Source organism: Lysobacterales bacterium, assembly GCA_016721845.1.
Taxonomy (GTDB): Bacteria; Pseudomonadota; Gammaproteobacteria; order Xanthomonadales; family Ahniellaceae; genus JADKHK01.
Genome location: JADKHK010000008.1, coordinates 93483 through 113995 on the forward strand (window position 1 = coordinate 93483; position 20513 = coordinate 113995).

The 20513-nt window shown below is 64.7% G+C and carries 14 protein-coding genes; 3 read left to right on the forward strand and 11 right to left on the reverse strand.

From position 1 onward, the window contains the following. Positions 1–16: 16 nt before the first annotated feature. Positions 17–2959, reverse strand: a complete 2943-nt coding sequence (locus IPP28_05950) for an Ig-like domain-containing protein (protein MBL0040584.1) — start codon at positions 2957–2959, stop codon at positions 17–19. Between the two features lie 80 nt (positions 2960–3039). Continuing rightward, positions 3040–4410, reverse strand: coding sequence for a hypothetical protein (locus IPP28_05955; protein ID MBL0040585.1), 1371 nt, complete (start codon positions 4408–4410; stop codon positions 3040–3042). A gap of 215 nt (positions 4411–4625) precedes the next feature. Between IPP28_05955 and IPP28_05960 the strand changes: the two genes are divergently transcribed. Further along, a complete protein-coding gene (locus tag IPP28_05960; protein ID MBL0040586.1) occupies positions 4626–4913 on the forward strand; it encodes a co-chaperone GroES in 288 nt (95 codons plus the stop codon). A gap of 110 nt (positions 4914–5023) precedes the next feature. Beyond that, positions 5024–6682 carry a chaperonin GroEL gene (groL, locus tag IPP28_05965; protein MBL0040587.1) on the forward strand — a complete coding sequence of 553 codons (1659 nt, stop codon included), beginning with the start codon at positions 5024–5026 and terminating at the stop codon, positions 6680–6682. Between the two features lie 124 nt (positions 6683–6806). Here groL and IPP28_05970 read toward each other — a convergent pair whose 3' ends face one another. After that, the gene (locus IPP28_05970; GenBank protein ID MBL0040588.1) at positions 6807–8219 is read right to left on the reverse strand and encodes a hypothetical protein; all 1413 of its coding nucleotides are present in this window, start codon (positions 8217–8219) and stop codon (positions 6807–6809) included. A 120-nt stretch (positions 8220–8339) separates the two neighbouring features. Here IPP28_05970 and IPP28_05975 point away from each other — a divergent pair, with 120 nt between their 5' ends. After that, positions 8340–9086, forward strand: a complete 747-nt coding sequence (locus IPP28_05975; protein MBL0040589.1) for a DUF695 domain-containing protein — start codon at positions 8340–8342, stop codon at positions 9084–9086. A gap of 66 nt (positions 9087–9152) precedes the next feature. Here the strand turns inward: IPP28_05975 and IPP28_05980 are convergent, their stop codons facing one another. The 8 genes from IPP28_05980 to IPP28_06015 all read right to left on the reverse strand — a co-directional run bounded on the left by IPP28_05980 (position 9153) and on the right by IPP28_06015 (position 20202). Beyond that, positions 9153–12008 carry a hypothetical protein gene (locus IPP28_05980; GenBank protein ID MBL0040590.1) on the reverse strand — a complete coding sequence of 952 codons (2856 nt, stop codon included), beginning with the start codon at positions 12006–12008 and terminating at the stop codon, positions 9153–9155. Between the two features lie 185 nt (positions 12009–12193). Continuing rightward, on the reverse strand, positions 12194–13297 hold the full coding sequence (locus IPP28_05985; protein MBL0040591.1) for a hypothetical protein: 1104 nt from the start codon (positions 13295–13297) through the stop codon (positions 12194–12196). A gap of 59 nt (positions 13298–13356) precedes the next feature. Beyond that, positions 13357–13950: a hypothetical protein gene (locus IPP28_05990; protein MBL0040592.1), complete on the reverse strand. Its 594-nt coding sequence runs from the start codon at positions 13948–13950 to the stop codon at positions 13357–13359. Between the two features lie 13 nt (positions 13951–13963). Continuing rightward, entirely contained in the window at positions 13964–15808 is a 1845-nt protein-coding gene (locus tag IPP28_05995; protein MBL0040593.1) for a hypothetical protein, read from the reverse strand. Between the two features lie 73 nt (positions 15809–15881). After that, positions 15882–16154 (reverse strand): hypothetical protein, encoded by a 273-nt coding sequence (locus tag IPP28_06000; protein MBL0040594.1) that lies wholly within the window; start codon positions 16152–16154, stop codon positions 15882–15884. 137 nt (positions 16155–16291) lie between these two features. Continuing rightward, on the reverse strand, positions 16292–19006 hold the full coding sequence (locus IPP28_06005) for a beta-propeller fold lactonase family protein (GenBank protein MBL0040595.1): 2715 nt from the start codon (positions 19004–19006) through the stop codon (positions 16292–16294). Further along, positions 19003–19500, reverse strand: coding sequence for a hypothetical protein (locus IPP28_06010; GenBank protein MBL0040596.1), 498 nt, complete (start codon positions 19498–19500; stop codon positions 19003–19005). The genes IPP28_06005 and IPP28_06010 overlap by 4 nt, the downstream gene beginning before the upstream one ends. 105 nt (positions 19501–19605) lie before the next feature. Beyond that, a complete protein-coding gene (locus IPP28_06015; protein ID MBL0040597.1) occupies positions 19606–20202 on the reverse strand; it encodes a hypothetical protein in 597 nt (198 codons plus the stop codon). Positions 20203–20513: the final 311 nt, after the last annotated feature.

The following is a 20513-nucleotide window of genomic DNA, read 5'->3' on the forward strand; positions in this document are numbered from 1 at the left end:
CCCGCCACCGCGGGCCTCAGCCTTCGAAGCCGTCCACGAACAGGAGGTTGTCGAGCGCGGTGACCGTGATCGAGAACGATTGCGTCGCCGTGGCATTCGACGGGTCACGTGCCGTGACGACGATGTTGTGCACGCCGATTTCCGCACCCTGCAGCGTGCCGCTGATGACGCCGCTGTTGAGGTCGATCGACAACGAAGCCGGCAGACCGGTCGCCGAATAGGTGAGCGTGTCGTTATCGACATCGGCGAAGCCGGACGCGGTGGCGAGACTGACCACGGTACCGACCGGATAACTCAGGTCCGCCAGCGTGCCGACGGCGTTGGGGGCGTCGTTCTGGCAGGTCACCGACACCGATACGGTGGCCGATGATCCGCCATTCAGTGAATAGCTGAAGCTGGTTGGACCGCAGACATTGGCATTGGGCGCGAACGAGACATTCGTGCCGTTGACGCCGATGGTCACAGTGCCCCCTGCGGGTTGCGTGGTCGACTGCACAAACTTCGGCCCGCCATCCGGATCGGGGTCGTTGGCCAGCACGTCGATGACGGTCGCGCCGCTGTCTTCGTTCACGGTGACGCCGTCGGCGGTTGCCGTCGGCGGGTTGCTCGGGGCGGCGCAATTGCAGGAAAACACGCAATTCACCCATTCCGGGTGGTCGATGAACGGGTTGCGATTGCCCTGGAAGGAATAGACCACATCGTTGCGCATCTGCTCGTAGGTGTCCGGCAAGTCGCCGTTTGCCCACTCGATGAGATCGGCCCGGACGCCCATGTAGGCGATCGCCTGCGGGCTGTTGATCGGCGTGGTGTTGACCAGCGACAGATTGTCGGTCAGGCGCAGGTCGGGCTCCGGTTGGCCATTGCTGTTGGTGCCGCCTTCGTAGCGGACGTCCATGTACAAGGCTGCACGCGCAGCATCACCCTTGCGATGGTCCCAGACTTCGTAGACAGAGCTGTTGTAGAGGTTGTCATCGTCGCCACCACCGAAACCGAAATACGCCTCGGTGTCGTCGCGCGAGCATGTGCCGGTGCAGTTGCCGTAGGAGAGATTTCCGCGATGGCTGTTGAAGCCGACGTCGGACGCGTACAGCATGTGGGTGTCCGTGTACGGCGGGTAGGGCACGCCGCTGCCGTTGGGCCAGTCGTCCATGTCATTGAATCCGAGCGAGTTCGGCCAGGTGTGCTCCTTGTTGTAGCAAGTGGCGCCACTGAGCTGCTTCGGGCAGGAATGATTCTTGTACACATCGAGGATGTTGGCGGAGTTGAGCGGGTCCTCGTCGCCGAGGTTCATCACGGTGAGCGCATTCGGCGGTGAACCCGAATAGGACACGGCCGTATGGTTCCTGATCAGGGCATGCAAGGACGAGCGCAGTGTCGTGCACGAGGTCGCATCGACCGTCGCGTAGTAATTGCCGGGGTCGTTGCCGGTCGTGAAATCAAACACGTAATTCACGCCCATCATCGTCGGCGCACCATCGATGTCGGTGACCTGTGCGGCAACCACGGTGACGGTGCAGACCTCGGTCCCAGCGAAGTCGGCCGTGGGGTTGAGCGTATAGCTGCTCGTCGGTGCCGCATTCAGCGCGAATGTGTGCGCGCCGGACGTGGCGCAGTTCACCGTGAACGAGGCATTGCTGGCCATCACGGCTTCGCTGAACACGACGGTGACGTCGCTACCCAGACTGACATTGATCGCGTTGTCGGCAGGGGTCGTCGACGAAACGGTCGGTGCGAGGTCGGCACCGGTCGTGAACGTCCAGTTCTTCGGCGCCGACATTGGATCAGGCAGCCCGTCCTGATCGACGACGTTCGACGCCGCGATCGACGCGGTGCAGTTTTCGCTGAATGCAAAATCGGCATCCGGATTGATCGTCCAAGCGGTCGGGCCACCGCTGATGACGACCGTGTGCGGGCCGCTGCTCACGCAGGTCAGCGTCAGCCAGTTCGACAACGTCGGGGTCACCGCTTCGCTGAACGTGACCGCAAGGTTGGCGTTGACGTTGACACCGGTCGCGTTCTCCGTCGGCGACACCGACGTGACGCCGGGTGCGAGGTCGGCAACAGTCGAGAACGTGAAGCTCGTGGTGCCGGCGAGTGCGTCGGCGGTGGCGTCGGTGTCGACCACGTTGGCTGGCGTCAGCGTTGCCGTGCAGGTGGCATTGAACGGGAGGTCGGCGGTCGGATTGAAGGTGCGCGTGTTGCCGCTGCCGGTGATCGCACCGGCAATCGTGCCGGCGCCGCAGTCCAGCGCGAACCAGGGATCCGTGGTGACCACGGCTTCCGAGAACGTGAGGACGACATCGCTCGCCACTGCGACGGTGTTCGCGCCGTTGGCGGGGTTGCTGCCGGTCAGTTGCGGCGGATTGTCGACCGGAGCACCGAATGTCTGGCCGTTGTTGCAGGCGCCCATCGTTGCCGTGGCAGACCCGTTCCAGCTGAATCCCGAATAGGTGCTGCTTGGGCCGCCGCCAAGTTGAAGCGATGTGCCTTCAACCGTCGAGCCGGCTTCAGAGACGCCGATGTCGATGGACGCCATGCCGCTGGCGGGACCACCTGAAGCGGTTGCAACTCCTTCATAACTCAGGAACTGGATAACGGTCGACCCTTGGACCAGGGCAATGGCATCGTTCCCGCCGTTCTGTACGCCATTCTGTGGATAGTTGATGACGGCAATCGTCGCACCACCACCACCCGAGCAGGACACGGCCGAACCCACGGGCACCGCATCGGTGTCATACACGGTCGCCGCCGCGGGCGACGAGCCGTTGTAGAGAACGATCGAATACTGGCTCAGGTCTTCGCCACCCGTGGCGACGATCTCGATGGCTTCATTGGTGTCGCCCATCGTCGGCGTATCGGCGTCGTCGTAATGAATTTCGTTGATGAAGACATCGGCTGCCGCCGGAAAGGCGAATGGAAGGGCACAAGCCAGCAGCGCGCCACGAAGCACGGATCGCATCACGGAAGTCCGGGGATCAAAAAGGGGGAACGATTCTAGCGACTCGCCGGTGGTCGCGTTGTTGCAGTGCGGCGCGCCGCTCACGGCGGTGGCGGTGGTTCCTCGAAACCGTCACCGAACAGCACCGGATTGAATTCGATGGCGCCGATGTCGCAACGTCCCGGCGGCTGGTTGACGGTCAACGGCCGCGGCGTCAGCAATTGGTCGAGATCGACCGCCTCGAAGGCCACAGCATCGAGACAATCGGGTGCGCTGTCGACGGCGACGCTGTCGAACAGCGGCCGGTAGTGCGGCGAGTCTGCCATCGCGTCGATCGGCTCGAACTGCGCCTCGAGAGCTGCCATTACGACGCCCGGGCAGGACGCATCGGCGACGAGATTCGAGGTTCTTGCGCTCAACGCTGCGCCGCTGCATTGCGCGGCGCCGAGGTTCGCCGCGACCACGCTGACATTGAGGATGGTGGCGGCAGCAGTGTCGATCGCCGCGCCGGTCGCTACGCCATCGACGCCGGCATCGCCATCCGGAGGCGGATCTTCCGGAAACAGCGGGCCGCCGGGTCCACCGATGCCGCCGCTGCCGCCCGCGACTTCGTTGGCGATCAACGTTGCGAACGCGATGCTCGGCGTCGCGGTTGCCGTGAATGCGATCGCGCCGCCGCTGGCAGTGCCACCGTTGCCGCCGTCCCATCCGGACATGCCGATGGTGCCCATGCCGCCCGTGCCGCCTGCGCCGCCCGTCGCGCTGTTGTCGGAAAACGTCGAGTTGAGGACGTCGATGGCGGCTGCAGCATGAAGCGCACCACCGCTCGCGCTGCCACCGGCGCTTCCCGGCAGCAGGACATTGCTGGCGCCATCACCGCCGGTCGCATGGTTGTCGACGAAGGCGCAATTTTCGACCAGCAGGTCTCCGGCTGCGAAGATTGCACCGCCGCGTGCCGGCGATCCGCTGTTCAGTGTCTCCGGGGCACCCGCGGCACCGATCGCACGGTTGCCGCGCAGCATGCAGTCGCGCAGCTCCAGCGCCGCGCCGGCGGCCACATGGATGGCGCCGCCGTCGGCGCTGGTGCCGATGACTGCAGGGGCGGTGCCATTCTCGAAGCTCAGGCCGATCACGCGGGCATCGCCGCCGACGACCACCTCCAGCAGTCGGCCGCTGCCGGCGACGCGGCGCACGGTCGTACGCACGCCGTCGGTGGCGCTGATGCGCAGCGGCACGTCGATCTGCAGGGCCGGGCCGGTCAAGCCGATGACCACCGGCGCGGGCAGGGCCAGCGCGAACAGGATGCGATCGTCTGCCTGGGCGGCATTCACGGCATCGCGCAGGGTGCAGGTGGCGTCGCAGATCCCGTCACCGGCATCGCCGATGTCGGTCACCGTGCGCGTGGCAGCTTGCGCTTGCGCCGATCCAAGGAGCGCGAACAGCAGGAGGGTGACGCGGGCGTTCGGGATCATGGCGGCACTTGGCTTCAACTCCCGGCAAGTGTCGCATGCGCGGACGGCGTGCCTGGCGCCCACTTGAAACACTTGGTCGACTCCCCCACTTCATGCGCGTCCCGACGACGGCCTTCACGCCGTCATGTTGGGCGGCTAGAATTGGCACTCCTCGACGGGGAGTGCTAACAACTCGTCGAAACTTTCGTCCAATCAATCATTTGCAGAGGGTGATCATGAGCATCAAACCGCTACACGACCGCGTCGTCATCAAGCGCATGGAAGAAGAACGCCTGTCCGCCGGCGGCATCGTGATTCCGGACTCGGCCACCGAGAAGCCGATTCGCGGCGAAATCGTCGCCGTGGGACCGGGCAAGCCGCTGGACAACGGCTCGGTGCGCGCCCTGTCGGTGAAGGTCGGCGACAAGGTGCTGTTTGGCAAGTACAGCGGCACCGAGCAGAAGATCGACGGCGTCGAATACGTCTTCATCAAGGAAGACGACATTTTCGCGGTGCTCGGCTGATCGAACCCCAATCCCTGTAGGAGCGATCCCCGGATCGCGATCACTGGCGCTTCGCCGGTCGCGACTCGGGAGTCGCTCCTACACAAAAGAACATCATTGAGGAAGCAAACATGGCTGCCAAAGAAATCCGTTTTTCCGAAGACGCCCGCGCCAAGATGGTTCGCGGCGTGAACGTGCTCGCCAATGCCGTCAAGGCCACGCTCGGCCCGAAGGGTCGCAACGTCGTGCTGCAGAAGAGCTTCGGCGCCCCGACCATCACCAAGGACGGCGTCTCCGTCGCCAAGGAAATCGAGCTGGCCGATGCGTTCGAGAACATGGGCGCACAGATGGTCAAGGAAGTCGCTTCCAAGACGTCCGACGTCGCCGGTGACGGCACCACCACCGCCACCGTGCTGGCCCAGGCGCTGATTCGCGAAGGCATGAAGGCCGTTGCGGCCGGCATGAACCCGATGGACCTGAAGCGCGGCATCGACAAGGCCGTCACCGCGGCCGTCGCCGAGCTGAAGAAGCAGAGCAAGCCCTGCAATTCGTCCAAGGAAATCGCCCAGGTCGGCGCGATCTCGGCGAACTCGGACCAGGACATCGGCGAGCTGATCGCGAAGGCGATGGACAAGGTCGGCAAGGAAGGCGTGATCACGGTCGAGGAAGGTTCGGGTCTGGAAAACAGCCTCGATGTCGTCGAAGGCATGCAGTTCGACCGTGGCTACCTGAGCCCGTACTTCATCAACAACCAGCAGTCGATGTCGGCCGAACTCGAAAGCCCGTTCATCCTGCTGTACGACAAGAAGATCTCGAACGTGCGTGACCTGCTGCCGGTGCTGGAAGGCGTCGCCAAGTCGGGCAAGCCGCTGCTGATCGTCGCCGAAGAAGTGGAAGGTGAAGCCCTCGCCACCCTCGTCGTCAACACCATTCGCGGCATCGTCAAGGTCTGCGCCGTGAAGGCCCCGGGCTTCGGCGATCGTCGCAAGGCGATGCTCGAAGACATGGCCGTCCTGACCGGCGGCACCGTGATCTCGGAAGAAGTCGGCCTGTCGCTCGAAAAGGCCACGATCAAGGATCTCGGCACCGCCAAGAAGATCCAGGTCTCGAAGGAAAACAGCACGATCATCGACGGCGCCGGCGACAAGAAGGCGATCGAAGCGCGCATCAAGCAGATCAAGGCGCAGATCGAGGAAACCACCTCGGACTACGACCGCGAGAAGCTGCAGGAACGCGTGGCCAAGCTCGCCGGCGGCGTGGCCGTGATCAAGGTCGGTGCCTCGACCGAAATCGAAATGAAGGAAAAGAAGGCGCGCGTCGAAGACGCCCTGCACGCGACCCGTGCGGCCGTTGAAGAAGGCGTCGTCGCCGGTGGCGGCGTGGCGTTGTTGGTTGCCAAGGCTGCGATCGCAAGCCTTAAGGGCGACAACGAAGATCAGAACCATGGCATCGCGATTGCTCGGCGTGCGATGGAAGCCCCGCTTCGCGAGATCGTTGCCAACGCCGGTATCGAACCGAGCATAGTTCTTCATACCGTGCTTGGAGTGAATGACGCAGGCATGAAATTGACGTATGGCTATAACGCAGCTAACGGCGAATACGGCGACATGGTCGAGTTTGGCATCCTGGATCCGACCAAGGTCACCCGCACCGCGTTGCAGAACGCCGCCTCGATCGCCGGTCTGATGATCACGACCGAAGCGATGGTCGCCGACGCGCCGAAGAAAGAAGCGGCCCCGGCCGGCGGTGGTCACGACCACGGCGGCGGCATGGGCGGCATGGATTTCTAAATCCACACCGCACCACGAACTCATCTTTGCTTCTCCCCGCAAGCGGGGAGAAGGTGCCCGAAGGGCGGATGAGGGGCTGCTCTACAAGAAAACCCCGCAGCAATGCGGGGTTTTTCTTTGCGCGCTACTCGAACGAGTCGCCGAAAAGGTGCGACAACACGCTGAAGCTGATGACATTGTCTTCGGCTTCGGTCTCATTGGACTGGGAGTCGGCGGTGATGGCGACGCCGCCGTTGCCGCTGCCGTCGTGGGTGGCGTCCACGCGAATGTCGGTGCTGGCGTGCGTGAACAGGCTTTCGAGGACGAAGGGAACGCGGACCTGGTCTGGAAGGTGATAGCGGTTCGTGACGATGCGCGGCGTACACAGGGGGATTCCGTTCGGGTCTTCGTGGCAGCCGGTCGTGGTCGCTGCACTCATGCTCGCGGGCAGGGTGATGGCGAGCACGGGGAGCCGCGCCCGCGCCGGTCCGCGGTTGTGCAGCGTGATCTCGAAGGCGACCGGTCCGCTCGAGGACGGCGCCGGAGTCGGAACGATCGCAGCCAGTGCCAGATCGACCTCGCAGGTGTAGCCGCCCACCAGGGCCAGGCCGCGAATACCGCCCGGATACGCGCCGACGGCGGCGGTGGGCGAGACCACGCCTGTCGTCGACCAGAATCGAGAACCCGAAAGACCCGCACTCAGACTGAGATAGGTCACGGAAAAAGCATGCTGCGGGAAGCCGCCCAGGTCACGTTGCGCACACGGGTCCCACACCGCACCGAAGCCCTCGCCCCCGGGCACACCGCTGATCGGCAGGTTGACGATGTCATAGGGCGGTTGCGCCGACACCTGCTCGAAGATCACGGTGCCGTTTCCGGACCAGTGATAAAACGCGTCATCTTCCGGGTTGTAGGCGATCAACTCCCCGTCTGCACCATTGCCCAAGGTTCGTGCCACTTGCTTCGTGGCATCGGTCTTGTCGATGAGGTACAGGGTTTCCGGTACCGACGCGCCGTCTCCGGTCACGCCGAACAACTGCCCGTCGTTGCGAAAGGCAATACTGGAGAAATTGTCGCCAAGATTGCCGATCGCAGTCGCGACGCGCAAATCGAGGTCGAGGATGGCGAGCACGCGGCCCGAAACGCCCGAGACCTTCAACACCGCGAAAATGGTGCCGTTCAGTGCATCGTTGGGCAGTGCCAAGTCGGGGTGCACGGTCATCGAGGTGTAGCCGGTCACCGAGGCGCCAGTTCCCCCGGCCAATTGCATTGGCCCGACATCGAGAAAAGACAGGCTGTCGGGATCGAACACGTAGACCGGGCCGGACCAGCCAAACATCGGGTTGGATACGGCCTCTGCGCTGTAGATCTGCGCCTGGGTTGTCCCGCACATTCCCAGCAACAATCCTGCAACGAGAACTCGCCGTGCCTTTGAAGTCATGAGCAGGCTCCCTGACAGCGCCTCGGTCGAGCATGCGCCGGTTGAACCAAACTGCCATCGATGCGCGCCATCCTGAACGTTTCCCGGTTGCCCCAAGGAACCCGCGTGCAGAGCCATCTCCGCATGCTACTGCAGGTGCTGATCGTCACGCGGTCGGGCTGACCTGCGGGACGATGGTCGGAAGCGCGAATCGTTGCGAAGATGGCGTCAGGGTCGCGAACGGACGGGAGCAACGAGATGAGCAAGGACTGGGATTGCTACGCGACCGAAATGGCCGGCAAGGCTGCGGTCGTGTTCGTGGACATGGGTATCGCCGAAGATGCACCGATCGAACGCCTGCCGGTGGCGGCATGGGTGCAGGTGCCGATGTTGCAGCCGGATCCGGAAGGGCTGTTGGCTGCGACGGAAGCGGGGGCATTCGACGCCATCGAGTCCGCGTTGAAGGCGCGCCTGGTGACGAAGTTCACGGCGTATGTCGGTCGTGTCGTCAGCGACGGGCGCTGCGATTTCCATTTCTACACGGCGGCGGCGACCGGCTGGAAAGAGCAGGTTGCCGGTGCGTTGAGCGAATTTCCCGCGTACCGGTTCCATTGCGGATCGCGTCCGGACCGCGATTGGGGCATCTATTTCGAGCGTTTGAGTCCGGCCGACGAGGATCTGGTGTGTCTGCGCAATCGACGTATCTGCGACACCTTGCAGCGGAGCGGCGATCGTCTCGAGCAGGCGCGTCCGATTGAACATTGGGCGTACTTTCCGGACGCGCAAGCGCGTGCGCGCTTCGAAGTCATGGCCGCTGAGCTCGGTTGCGAAGTGGTCGATCGCATCGATCCCGAGGACCCTGGAGATCAGTTCGGCGTGCGCGTGTCCGTCAGCGCCGTTCCTTCGCATCGCGACATCGATGCCTTGGTCTTGCCGCTGCATCGTGCGGCCAGCGCCTGTGATGGGGAATACGAAGGCTGGGAGACCCAGGTCGTTGGCGATTGATGCACAACCGATCGAGTTGGAGTGACCTTCCGGATTGCGCAGCCGCCATCGGCGCTGGTATCCGGACTACTCGAACCCATCCGCGAACAATGGCCCGTCGTTGTCGATGATATTGACCGTCAGCGTGGTGATCGCGCCCGGCGCAACCAGCGAATAGTCGTCGAGCGTCAACGTGAACGTCTCGGTCGGCTCGGCCACGTTGTCGTCGACGATGCCGATGCTGTTCGATGACGGGCCGGAGACCCCGTCCAGCCAAACCGCGAACAAGCCGGCGGGCGCGACGTTGAAGTCGCTGCCGTTCGTCGCGCTGCCGTTCGCGGGCACGGCAAAGACGCTGGCGTCGAAGGCTTGGCCATCGCGGCGAAACACATCGAAGTCGAAGGTCCCGACCCCTTCCGGCACATCGACACTGGCGACGTCGAACTCGGCGACCCCATAGCCGGACAACAGCTTGCCGACATCGAAGCGGCGATTGTTGTCGAACACGCTGAGCGGCCAGTTGTAGGAGACATAAGCGCTCTGGTCGTTGGCGACGAACATCGTGCCGCCGAGCGCATAGTGACGCAGGTCGGTGGCGGGCGTGGCCGGTACCGTCGCCGCGGGAAGCATCGGAAACAGCGCGAAGTAGCGGCGGTTCAAGGTGATCGAATCGGCGGTCGGTGATGGATCACTGTCGACACCGAAGAACAGACCGCTGCTGTCGCGGATGAAGGCGACCGGTTCGGTGTAGCGATGGCCGAGCAACAAGTCGTTCGCCAGCGTGGAGATCAGGCCGGTACTGCGCCGCCACAGGAACAGGTCGGAATTGCTGGGGTCTCCGAACTCGGGCGCGGCGGAGTAGAACGCCAGCCATTCGCCATCGCGTGAAAAGTCGAGTGCGCGCGACAGGTCGGTGCTCTGCGTCGCGGGCTGCGCGATGCGACTGAGTGTGCCGGTCGACACCTGATACAGGAACAGGTCGATCTTGCCGTTCGTGTCGCCGGCGATGAGGTTGTCGGCGGCATGTGCGAACACGATCCATTCGCCATCACCGGAAATGAAGGGCCGATCGTAAGGTGCAGCGTTGGCCTGGGTGCCATTGGCGCGAAGATTGATTCGGGTAATGCCGGCGGATGCGTCCCAGAGAAACACGTCGGGCTGGTTGTTGCTGTCGTTGGCGACGAGTTCGTCTGAAAACGAGACGAAAACGGCGAGACTGCCGGCGTCATCGACGGCGATGGCGGTGGTGCCGTTGGCGCCATTGGTGGCGACGCCACCCAGTGTGTCGCGCGTGATGTAGGTGAGTGCGCCCGTTTGCAGGTCGCGGCGATAGAGCTGGTTCCAGTTCACCGGCGCATCCGGGACGTCGGGATGGAGGTTGTCGCCGTCGCTGGAGAAGAACACGAATCGGCCGTTGCCCGAAATCGCGGCGACCTCGCAATCGCCGTTCGTGTGCGTGCCGTCAGCGCTCCGGCAGGGCGCATCGACCGCTTCGGTCGCGGTGTCGATCAGATAGGCACGGTATTCGTCGCGCTGCGCCAGATCGGCGAGGGTGTCGGCGTCGAACTGTGGGGATTTCGCCTGGACCACGGCGGTGCTGCCGTCGTTGTCGAGGCCGACGAGGCGGATGTCGTCAGCCAGCACGCGTGCGCCAATTGCGGCGATGGGCTGCCCTTCGCGGACGATCGCGACCGTGGCTCCGCCCGAGATCGTGACGCGATAGACGTCGTCACGTGCATTGCTGTCGCCGCTCGACAGGTCCGTGCTGCGTTCGCTGGCGATGAAGCAGGCGCTGTTTCCGGCATCGTCGACATCCACCTGGCCGACGAATCCCTGCGTGTTCGTCACCTGCAGCATGGCCTCGTTGTTCATGTTCTTGCGCCACAACTGCGGGCGACTGCCGTTGCGGTAGCTGATCAGCCAGGCGAACTGGCCGTCGCCGGACAGGGCGCCGTCGATGCTGTCGTAGGGGAACTCGAGGCCGTTCTCGTCGAGCGACGCCCGCCGCGTGTTGCCGTTGCCGATGTTGTGGCGGAATACGTCGCGATGGTTGTTGGCGTCCGCACTCTGGCTGTCGAGATTGGTGGCGAGCGACGAGAACAGCACGAAGACGCCGTCGTCGGAGACATCGGCCAGTTCGCTGGCGCCGTTGGCCTGGGCGCCGTTGCTGCGCTTGCTGACGCGCGTCGTTGTTCCGGCGCCGATGTCACGCACGAACACATCTCGCTCGCCGTTGGTGTCGTTCGCGACGAGATCGGATTCGTCGCTGTCGAAGGCGATCAGGTTGCCGGAGGCGTCCATCGCGATGCGACCGACATTGCCGTTCTGGCCGGCCACGGCCATGTCGACATCGACCAGGATCGTAGTGCCGGTCTGGGCATCGAAGCGGAACACCCGGTTGCCCGTACGCGCCGGAACCACTGCGAAGTTGCTGGTGTACGCGATGTAACGGCCATCGTCGCTGATCGCGAGTTCGGCGCCAGTACCGGGCGCCGGCGGGGCATAGTCGGCCACCATGACCAGATTGCCGTTGTTGCGATTCAGCCGGTAGATGCGGCCCCACTCGTCGGATGCGTCGACGAGCGGGTCGAAGCTGACGCGGAACGCCACGAACTGGCCGTCGGCACTGACGGCGATGGCCGCGGCATTCATCGGCGACTCACCACCGACCTCGTTGCGCGAGACCCGGATTAGTCCTGCACCGACGTCGAGGAAGGCATCGACGCGACCGTTCTGGTCGGTCAAGGCGAGGTTGGTCGCGCCGGAGAGGAAGCCGATCACTGCGGCGTCGTCCGAGATCACGCAACCCGTCGCATCGGCATTGCCCTGGGTGCCGAGGATCTGGGGATCTTCGACCTGACTCAGCCGTTGCAGGTCATAGGCAACGACGGAGGCGCTTGCTGCCAGCAGGAGTGCAGCGGTGCCGACTGATCTCAGTCCCATGGCAAGGTTCCCGGTGACGGAAGCGACGCGGCTGGCGTACGCCGACAGAACGCACGAGCGCAAGTCCGGTTGACCCCGGGTTGAGCGGTCGAATCAGTCCAGCCGCTGTGCCGCGGTTCCATCGAAGACCCGCGACAACCGCCTTTGGACATCCGAAGCGCCTTGTCGCGACAGGGCGCGACGGATCATTCGAAGCCGTCGCCGAACAGCGGTGCATTCCAGACGCCGATCGGCGTGAATTTCGGGCCGACCTTCTTGCACACCATCGAGTCCTGCGGGCCGTTGCCGTCAGCGGTCTTGTCGCGCACGCCGCCGCGGTAATACAGCACCACGTCGGTGCCTTCGCCGGCCGCGCCATCGAGGTCGCCGCCGTTGGCGAGGTTGCTGTCGACCATGGCGCAATCGCCAAGGGTGTTGTCGGCACGGTCGCCGTATTCGTTGGCGTTGTAGACGGTGCCGAACACGTCGAACTTGTGGAAGCCGCGACCGGACTGGTTGGTCGGAGTGACATAGTCGTTGTCACCGGGATCGAGTTCGAAGCCGCGGCCGGTGACGGTGTCCTTGACCTGCCAGCGGCGTTCGCTGGCGCAACTCGTCGGTGTCGTCGGATCGCAGCGCAGGGTCTTGAATTCGATCGCCTGGGTGACGCCGTTCTCCTGGATCACGTCGTTGGCGGCATCATCGATGTCGAAGTCGAGGCGCCAGTAGTTGTGGTGCCAGTGGGTGATGCCGTTGTTGGTGCCATCGGAGTTGCCGAAGCCGAATTCGGGTTCGAACGAACCGTCGGCATAGAAGCGGAAGCGCGAGGAATACTTGTACCAGGCTGCGTCGTACTGCATGGTCATCTCGACGTAGCTGCCGAAGTCCTCGATGGCGATGCCGCTGCCGCAGGTGCCGGTCGGTGCGCCGCCGGAGCCGTTGGTGACCAGTTGGAATGGGCAGGTTCCGTAGGATGCGGTCGAGTCCTTGGAACGGTCGCAACTGGTCGTCGTGCTGCGACCGAAAGTCGGATGCACGCCGGCCCAGGTGATCTTGGTGCCGTTGGTGTCCTTCCAGTCGCGATAACAGGTGCTGGTCGTGTATTCGGCGAACAGGATCGGCGCATGCGCGCGCTTCAGTGCCAGCTTGCCGTGCAGGTAGACGTTGCGCAGTTCCATGCCGGAGCCGCGCGGGCCGGAGCTCTGGCTCGGCAACAGGTAGCACAGCTCCCAGATCGGGTTGACGCTGGGCCAGGACAGCAGCACTTCGCTGCCGCTGCAGACCGGGCTGTCGGCGCGTGCGTCCGTCACGGCGAAAACGCCGGCGGTGGCGCACAGGACGGGAAGCAGGCGGAGACAGGAGCGCAGGTTCATTGGTTCGCAGCCTTCAGTGGGGTTTCGAGGACGCCGCCGAGATCGGGGTCGTAGTTCGGATCGATCACGCGCGCGGTCTGCAGGTCGACGATGGCGTGCGCGACCTTGTAGCGACCGCCGTCGCGCGACACGATCACGTGGATGCAGCGCGATGCCTTGTCGCAAGCTTCGTGCCCGGGTTCGCGGAAACTGAAGCCGCCGTAGATGTCGCTATCGGCGGTGAAGCGGGCGTCGATGGCATTGTCCTCGCGCAGCAATGCGACGGCATAGGCCAGTTCGGCATCGGTGGCGTTCAGGGTCAGCGCCGGCTTGCTCGTGTCGGAAAGCAGCGCCCCGTCCGGCGCCGTCTGGATCTCGCGCGCCACCGCGGCCGTGTAATCCCACAGGTAACGCACGTGCATGCGTTGTTCGCGGCCGCCGTCGAGCTTCACTTCGTCGTCGTATTCGCGCACCAGCACAGCGACGTGGCCATCCGGCAGGGTTTGCGTCGGCACATGCGCCAGGGTCGGGCTGCGTTCGGCCTCGCGCGTTCCGGCGCAGGCGACCAGCAGGGTACAAAGCGGAAGAATCAGTCGTTTCAGACGAAGCATGGAAGGCTCCGGGTCAGGGGGAAGGCGTGGTGGCTGCGGCCGCCGAAACCATGTCGACCGGCGGCGAACGCCCGTTCAACGGATCGCTCCACAGGTCGTGCATGAACTGGCCGCGCGACTTGTTCGCCGGCCCCACCGTCCAGCTGCGGCCGCACATCGTGTTCTCGCTCGGGAAGGCGCTGTTCACTGCTTCATCGCGCAGGAAATCGATGTAGTCCTTGCTCGCGACCTGATAGCGCAGCGTCGCGCTCACCTGCAGCGGTCGCGCCGCGGCGGCGGACACCGGAATCGCATAATTCGTGTCGTCGTGGTGGACCAGCACGCCCGAGCCGGGCGAGGTCTCCGGATAGGTGTATCCGACCGGACGCAGGTCTTCGCCATTCGGGTCGCCGGACGTGGCCGGGCGAAAGCCGCGCGGCGGAATGCGGTTGTCCTTGGCGACGCAGTTGTTCAGCACGAAGTGGAACAGCTTGCGACCGCCGCCATCTTCGGTGCGACACACGCCGGCGCCGCTGTCCCAGATGCCCTGCAGGACTTCGTAGATCTTCGGCGTCGGACTCGCGGCCAGCACGCCGGTGCCGGCGTCCCAGGCGCCGTTCTCGTAAACGAGGGCATTGTTGGCATCGCGCACCACGACATGCAGCCACATGCGCCGGCCTTCGCCGTAGCCGGTCGGCAATTTGTGCCCGGCCAGATTGGTCACGCGCACCCGCGCCTGCAGCGTGCTGTCGCCGGCCGGCAGCGGGTCGAGCGTCAGCGCGATCGTTGCGCTGCGCTGGGTCAGCATGTCCTCGGCCCAGGTCATCGCGCGCTGGATCGCCTCGCTGCGCAGGATGCTATTGCCATACAGCCGGTCGATGATCTTCAGCATCCAGCTGTTGCCGCCGACGAATTCATGCACGGCCAGTTGCCCGGTACGCGAGCCCATCGGGTTCTGCACGCAGGTGCGGGCATCCGCGGACTGCGAGGTGCGCATGTGGCAGTCCTGGCAGTCCTGGTGGGTCGGTGCGTTCAGACCCTGCTGGCCCGGCGTTTCTAAGGAGTCGGATAGCAGGGTTTCGCGGAAGGCGCTCTGCTGCCATTCGCTGTAGGTGCGCTCGGCCGGGAACGGACGGCCGGTGTCGGTGCCGTCGAGCAGGATGTGGCTGCGGGCCGGCGTGCCGTTCACGATCGGCGAAGACACGTCGTGGCAGGTGCCGCATTGGGCACTGCGCACCGTGAACGGCGAATAGGACCAGCCGTGCGGCGGCTGCAGCGCGCTGTCCTGCGCGTAGTGTTTCGGGCCGTAGCGGCAGGGACCGAAGTAACCGTTGCAGTCGAGGCTGTCGTCGATCCACAGGTTGCCGCTGCCGGCCGGCGCTGTCTGTCCGGCCGGGCCGGTCTCAGTCATGCGGTGGCAGGTGTGGCAGGTGATACCGGAATAATCGTTGTTGCCGTTGTCGAAGTCGTCGTGGTCGCCCTGAAGCAGGCAGCCGTTGGCGCCGTTCACGACATCGTTAGGTGCCGGCAGGCCGGTCTTGCGCACGCGGCCGCCATACCAGCCCTGCGTCGTGTGGCAACGCAGGCACCAGTCGCCAATGCCGGGCGCATCGCGGTTGGCGACGTCGAGCGCAGCCCAGAACAGCGGGTCGCGCGTAGAATGCGACATCATCGAGCCGCCCCAGGAATCGTGCGGCATGTAGGGCTCGGCCGGCGGGCTGAAGATCTTGCCGTGGCAGGACGCGCAGGCTTCAGGTTCCTCGAGGCCGGCGCTCAGGCCCGGCTGGGTGCCGTGCTGGGTGAAATCCTGGGCGAACGCAACGACGGCTGCGCATAGCAACCCGACGCCCGCCCAACCTTTGTGCAGCCTTCCGACCATCCGCCATTGTCCCCAATTCCCGATCGCCCGGGAATTGTGAACTTTAGCATCATGCGCCGTGAGGCGGCGCGCGTCAGTTGCCAGCGACGGCGTCGATGCGGTCGCGACGAATGACGATACGGGCGTTCTCGCGATTCGCGGCGATGATCACGTCCTTGCCGATCTCGACGACATACGCGCCGATGACCTGGCCGTTGACGTGAATCGACAGGCCGGACTTGGCGTCGCGACTCTTCACCAGCAGGGCTTCGGCTGCGCTGTCGAACGTGGTGGCATCAGTGGCATGTGCTTGGGTCATGGCGAGGCTCAGGCTGAGGGCGAACAGGAGCGGGCGGAGGAGGGTCATGGCAGGTCCTGAAAGAAAGGGGCGCATCCGTGCGCCCGAAGGGGATTGGAGTTGACGATGCTGGCCACGCGGCGGCAGGGGAACCGGTCGCGCGGTCTGCATCAGGGGGAACGACGATTCCCGTCCGAACCGGACATTCACTCGAAGCCGTTGCCGAATACCGTTTGCCCGCAGCCTTCGGCGTAGGCTGCTTCGAAGGCCGCGAGATCGGCCGCATCGACGCTGGGCAGGCCATTGGTGGCGAGTGACCAGTTCCAGTTCGCGCGCGGATGGCCGGCGGCATGTGCGGCACGGAAGGCATCGGCATCGCTGCTGTCGAGCACGTCGTTGCCGTCGTAGTCGGCCCGGCAGAACGAGGTCGGCTGCGAGGATGCGTTGGCCGGATTGGCACCGTGATCGGTTTCGTCGGCGTCGAACCAGCCGTCGCCATCGCGTTCGACGCCGGCGCGGTATTGCGTGAAGGCCGGCACCACCGTGAACACCACTTCGCTGCCGTTCGCGGCGGCCGTCCGCAGCGCATCGACCGTGGTCGGCGCATGTTCGCGGTCGCCGAGCAGCACGCCTTGTGTCGCGTACACGTAGCCGCGCGACTCGCCGCCGACGCGGGCCTTGGCAATCAGGCCGATGCTGCCGGCATTCGCCAGAGTCACGAAGCTGTCCAGTCGCGTCGTCAGCGTGACATCGGCATTGTTCGCGCCATTGAACAGGATCTGCTGGCCGACCGCGCCGTGGGTGCCGGTGTCGAACACCAGCAGGAACGCCTCGACGTCGCGGCGCAGTTGTTGCGGATTGTTCGGACCGAAATTGAAGCCGGCACCGAGCAGCGCGAACAGGGTATCGAACTCGGAATCGCTGTTGAAACCGAAACCCTTGCGGTTGTTGTTCGAGGCGCGGTTCCAGCCGGTCTTCTCGTTGAGGCCACGCAGTTGCGCGGTCTTCACCGGCTGTGGCGCCAGCGGCAGCCCGGGCGGGTTGTCGATCTGGTTGCTGGTGCCGGTCGGCAGACTGTGGCAACTGATGCAAGGCGTCGGGCCCAGCGTCGGCTGATTGGTGAAGACGGTCTGGCCATTGGCGGGATTGCCGGTGCCGCCGGTCACGTTCACCGTGGTCGGCATCGCGCCGTCGGCGTTGCGGTTCGGATTCGGCGCATAGGCGACGTTCGCGAGGAAGGCTTCGAGCTTCGCCATGTCGGCGGCCCCCGGCGCGCTGGCCCGACCCTGCAGGCTGACGTACGCGGGTGCAAAGGCGGCGACGCTTTCGCGGTCGCCGCGCCAGTGCATCGCGCCGTTGCCGACGATGCCGCTGAGCGCCTGAGTGACCATCGGTCCCTTCATCGGGTGCCAGTTATCGCAGACCTGGTTCGGCCGGCAGGTCTGGTTGAAGGCCTTCATGCTGCCGGACGGATCGCCGAGATCCCAGGCCAGAAAGTCGCTCTTCGCATCGAGATGGCAACTGGCGCAGGCGACTTGACCGAGCCCGCTCGAGGCCTGCGTGTCATACAGCAGCGGACGGCCCTGCTTGATCGCCGGCGGGGTCGGATCGAAATAGGCGAGACGGGATGCTTCCGTGTTCGTCGCGGTGTCGATGGTCGAGATCGAGCCGTCGAACTTGTTCAGCACGTAGAGCTTGCTGCCATCCGCCGACAGCACCAGGCCGGTCGGACCTTGGCCGACATTCACGCGGGCTTGGCGCGTACCGTCGGTGGCGGCACGGATCACGTGATTCGAGCCCATGCCGCTGATCCAGGCGCTGCCGTCGGCTGCGAACACGATGCCGCGCGGATCGCCGAGCGACTGCGCACGACCTTCGGGCGTGGTCGTGGTCTGGCCGTAGTCGAGGTGCGGATTCAGATCGGCGATGCTCTTGCTCGTCGGTGTCGTCGGATCGAAGCGGCCGAGGCGCACGCGGATGAAGCGCGAGGTCAGGTTCGGTTCGAAGCGGATCTCGTTGGTTGCTTCGGTGCCGATCGCCGAGACACGGCCATCCGGTGCGACGCCGAGGGCCATCACCGTGGTCATCAAGCGGTCCGCATAGGTGATGCCTTGCGTCGCGGTGTCGACGATCGCGACATCGTGATCATGCAGGCGGCCGGGTGCGAGCGTGCTCCAGTCGCGACCATTGTCGTCGCGCCAGACGCCCTGGTCGTCGACACGGATGATCTGCGCCGCAGTCGGTGCCGGCGGATTCGCCGGATTCAGGGCCGGGCTGAAGCTGTTGCCATTGTTCGGCGGCGGATTCTGTCCGGCATAGGGGCCGTTCGGATTCGACACCTGGTTGATGCCGACGATCGACGAGCCATTGCCCGATTCGAAGAACGCGACATAGACGCGGCTGCCATCGGCACTGCGCGCGAGGGCACGCGGCTCTTCGCCCTCGAGATTGATGATGGTCGGCGCAGCGGCCAGATTGGCCGGGTCGTAGATGCGCAACTGGTTGCGGCCGGCCACGCTGACGTAGGCGCGTTCGGGTGTGCCGGCGAAGATCACATCGGCCGGCTTGTCGCCGGTCGCAAGCGTTGCGCGCACGCGGCCGCTGGCGAGGTCGATCACGCTGATCGTGTCGGACAACTGATTCACCACCCAGATGTCGTTGTCGTTGCGGGCACGCACGCTGACCGGATCGAGTCCGACCGGAATGCTGCGGCTCGCGATCGGCTGCGCATTCGCATCGAAGGCGAAGACTTCCAGGCGCGCATCGGCGGTGTTCACCGCCAGGAGCGTGGTGCCGTCCGGCGTGCGTTCCAGCGGATGCACGTGGGCGGATTCGAAGTTGACGACGCGATGCTGGGCGGCGGCGCCGAACGCCGCGATCAGCAGGATGCTGCTCAAACCTGCGCGCGCGTGCATGTTCATGCGTCCTTCGGTGGATTCGATGCGGGTGCATCATCGCAACGCGGTGGCGGCGGCGGGCGACGTTCGCCGTCCGGTCGGCCGTCGCGACCGCCGCGCATGTGCTCGGGTCCGCCGCGTTCGCCTTGCGGCATTCCATGCGGCCCGTCGCCGCGCATGCCGCCGCGTTCGCCACCTTCCTCCGGGCGACGCGGCGGGCGCATCGCCGCATTCAACGCATCCAGTTGTTCCTTGCTCAGGATCTTCGCGAGCGCCGCCTGCGTCTCCGAACGGATCGCGCAGAACGCGGCATCGTTCGCCGCACGCTGCGCCTCGGCGCCTTCGCGCAAGGCCTCGTGCTTGCTGCGCGCTGCCGCAAACGTCGCCAGCACTTGCTCGCGCAATTCCGGGCTCAGCCCGAGTTGGGCCACTGCCTCTTCCGGACGCGGCGGCTGTGCCCACGCCACGGTCGACATCGCCAACGCGACACCGAACATCAGGGAATTCATCAGTTTCATCGCAACGCTCCGCAGTCACCGAACCACTCGGTAGCACCCACATTGACCTGCGAAATGCCAGCCACGATGGAGAAAGTGTGGAGGTTGCGTGCGGATCGATACCGGTCAGCGATGCCGGGCGCGCATCGCACCGAACAGGTAGCCGCCGCCGACAAACAGGCAAAGCGCCGACGTGGCGACAAGGAACAGGCCAGCCTCCTCACACTTGCCACAAAGACCCGAAAGCACGTGCGGACGCCATGCCGCCAAGGGAACAAACAGCAAGCCGCGCGCGACGAGCCCGAGACCAATCAGCGCGAGCGCGCCCCGCAGCGCAGGCAGCTTGCGAATGACCCCGGCGCCAGAGCATGCATAGGCCGCACATGCGAACAGCATCAGGGCGATGACAACGCAGCTGATCGCAGGGCGCAGCGAATCGGTATCCGCCAAGGCGACCAAACCCGCCGGTGCACCGAGAAACGCGTACCAGTCCGGCCCGCCGAAGATTGCGGCAAGGTGGACAAGGCCACCGAACGCCAGGATCACGCCCGAGGTCAGCAAATAGTTGCGATGGAAATGTGGCAATTCTGATCTCTCGTAAATCGGCACCAGCGGCTTGGCGGAATTGCGGCAAGGCTGAAAACTATGTCGACCCTGAGGTCGCTCGAACGATAGGCCCCGCACCTGCGGATTCCATGATGTCCCGGCGAATGATCCCGCCACTTCGAGAACGGATAGACGACTGCGCCGATCCACCCGTGATGAAGCAGAACAGGATCAATCAGGTTGACGTAGGGGAGGAGTCCATAGACACATAGTTAGGCCCGCACGAGAGCCTTGGCGGCAGGACTAAGTAGGGGCCGCAGCACCCGATTGAGCTTTACTTGATGCAAGTGTTCCAAAACGCAGGTATCCACGGCATTCTCTCGATCACCACCCGCAGCTACCTCGCGACTGAAGAGATCGGCGACTTGTCGCCATTGATGCTGCGTCAGCGCCGAAGCCGAAAACAAGGGTAGGAAGGACATGTAAAC

Coding starts and splice junctions, on each gene's coding strand:
- IPP28_05950 (MBL0040584.1), bottom strand. CDS start 2,959: ATGCGATCCGTGCTTCGTGGCGCGCTGCTGGCTTGTGCCCTTCCATTC.
- IPP28_05955 (MBL0040585.1), bottom strand. CDS start 4,410: ATGATCCCGAACGCCCGCGTCACCCTCCTGCTGTTCGCGCTCCTTGGA.
- IPP28_05960 (MBL0040586.1), top strand. CDS start 4,626: ATGAGCATCAAACCGCTACACGACCGCGTCGTCATCAAGCGCATGGAA.
- groL (MBL0040587.1), top strand. CDS start 5,024: ATGGCTGCCAAAGAAATCCGTTTTTCCGAAGACGCCCGCGCCAAGATG.
- IPP28_05970 (MBL0040588.1), bottom strand. CDS start 8,219: ATGGCTCTGCACGCGGGTTCCTTGGGGCAACCGGGAAACGTTCAGGAT.
- IPP28_05975 (MBL0040589.1), top strand. CDS start 8,340: ATGAGCAAGGACTGGGATTGCTACGCGACCGAAATGGCCGGCAAGGCT.
- IPP28_05980 (MBL0040590.1), bottom strand. CDS start 12,008: ATGGGACTGAGATCAGTCGGCACCGCTGCACTCCTGCTGGCAGCAAGC.
- IPP28_05990 (MBL0040592.1), bottom strand. CDS start 13,950: ATGCTTCGTCTGAAACGACTGATTCTTCCGCTTTGTACCCTGCTGGTC.
- IPP28_05995 (MBL0040593.1), bottom strand. CDS start 15,808: ATGGTCGGAAGGCTGCACAAAGGTTGGGCGGGCGTCGGGTTGCTATGC.
- IPP28_06000 (MBL0040594.1), bottom strand. CDS start 16,154: ATGACCCTCCTCCGCCCGCTCCTGTTCGCCCTCAGCCTGAGCCTCGCC.
- IPP28_06005 (MBL0040595.1), bottom strand. CDS start 19,006: ATGAACATGCACGCGCGCGCAGGTTTGAGCAGCATCCTGCTGATCGCG.
- IPP28_06010 (MBL0040596.1), bottom strand. CDS start 19,500: ATGAAACTGATGAATTCCCTGATGTTCGGTGTCGCGTTGGCGATGTCG.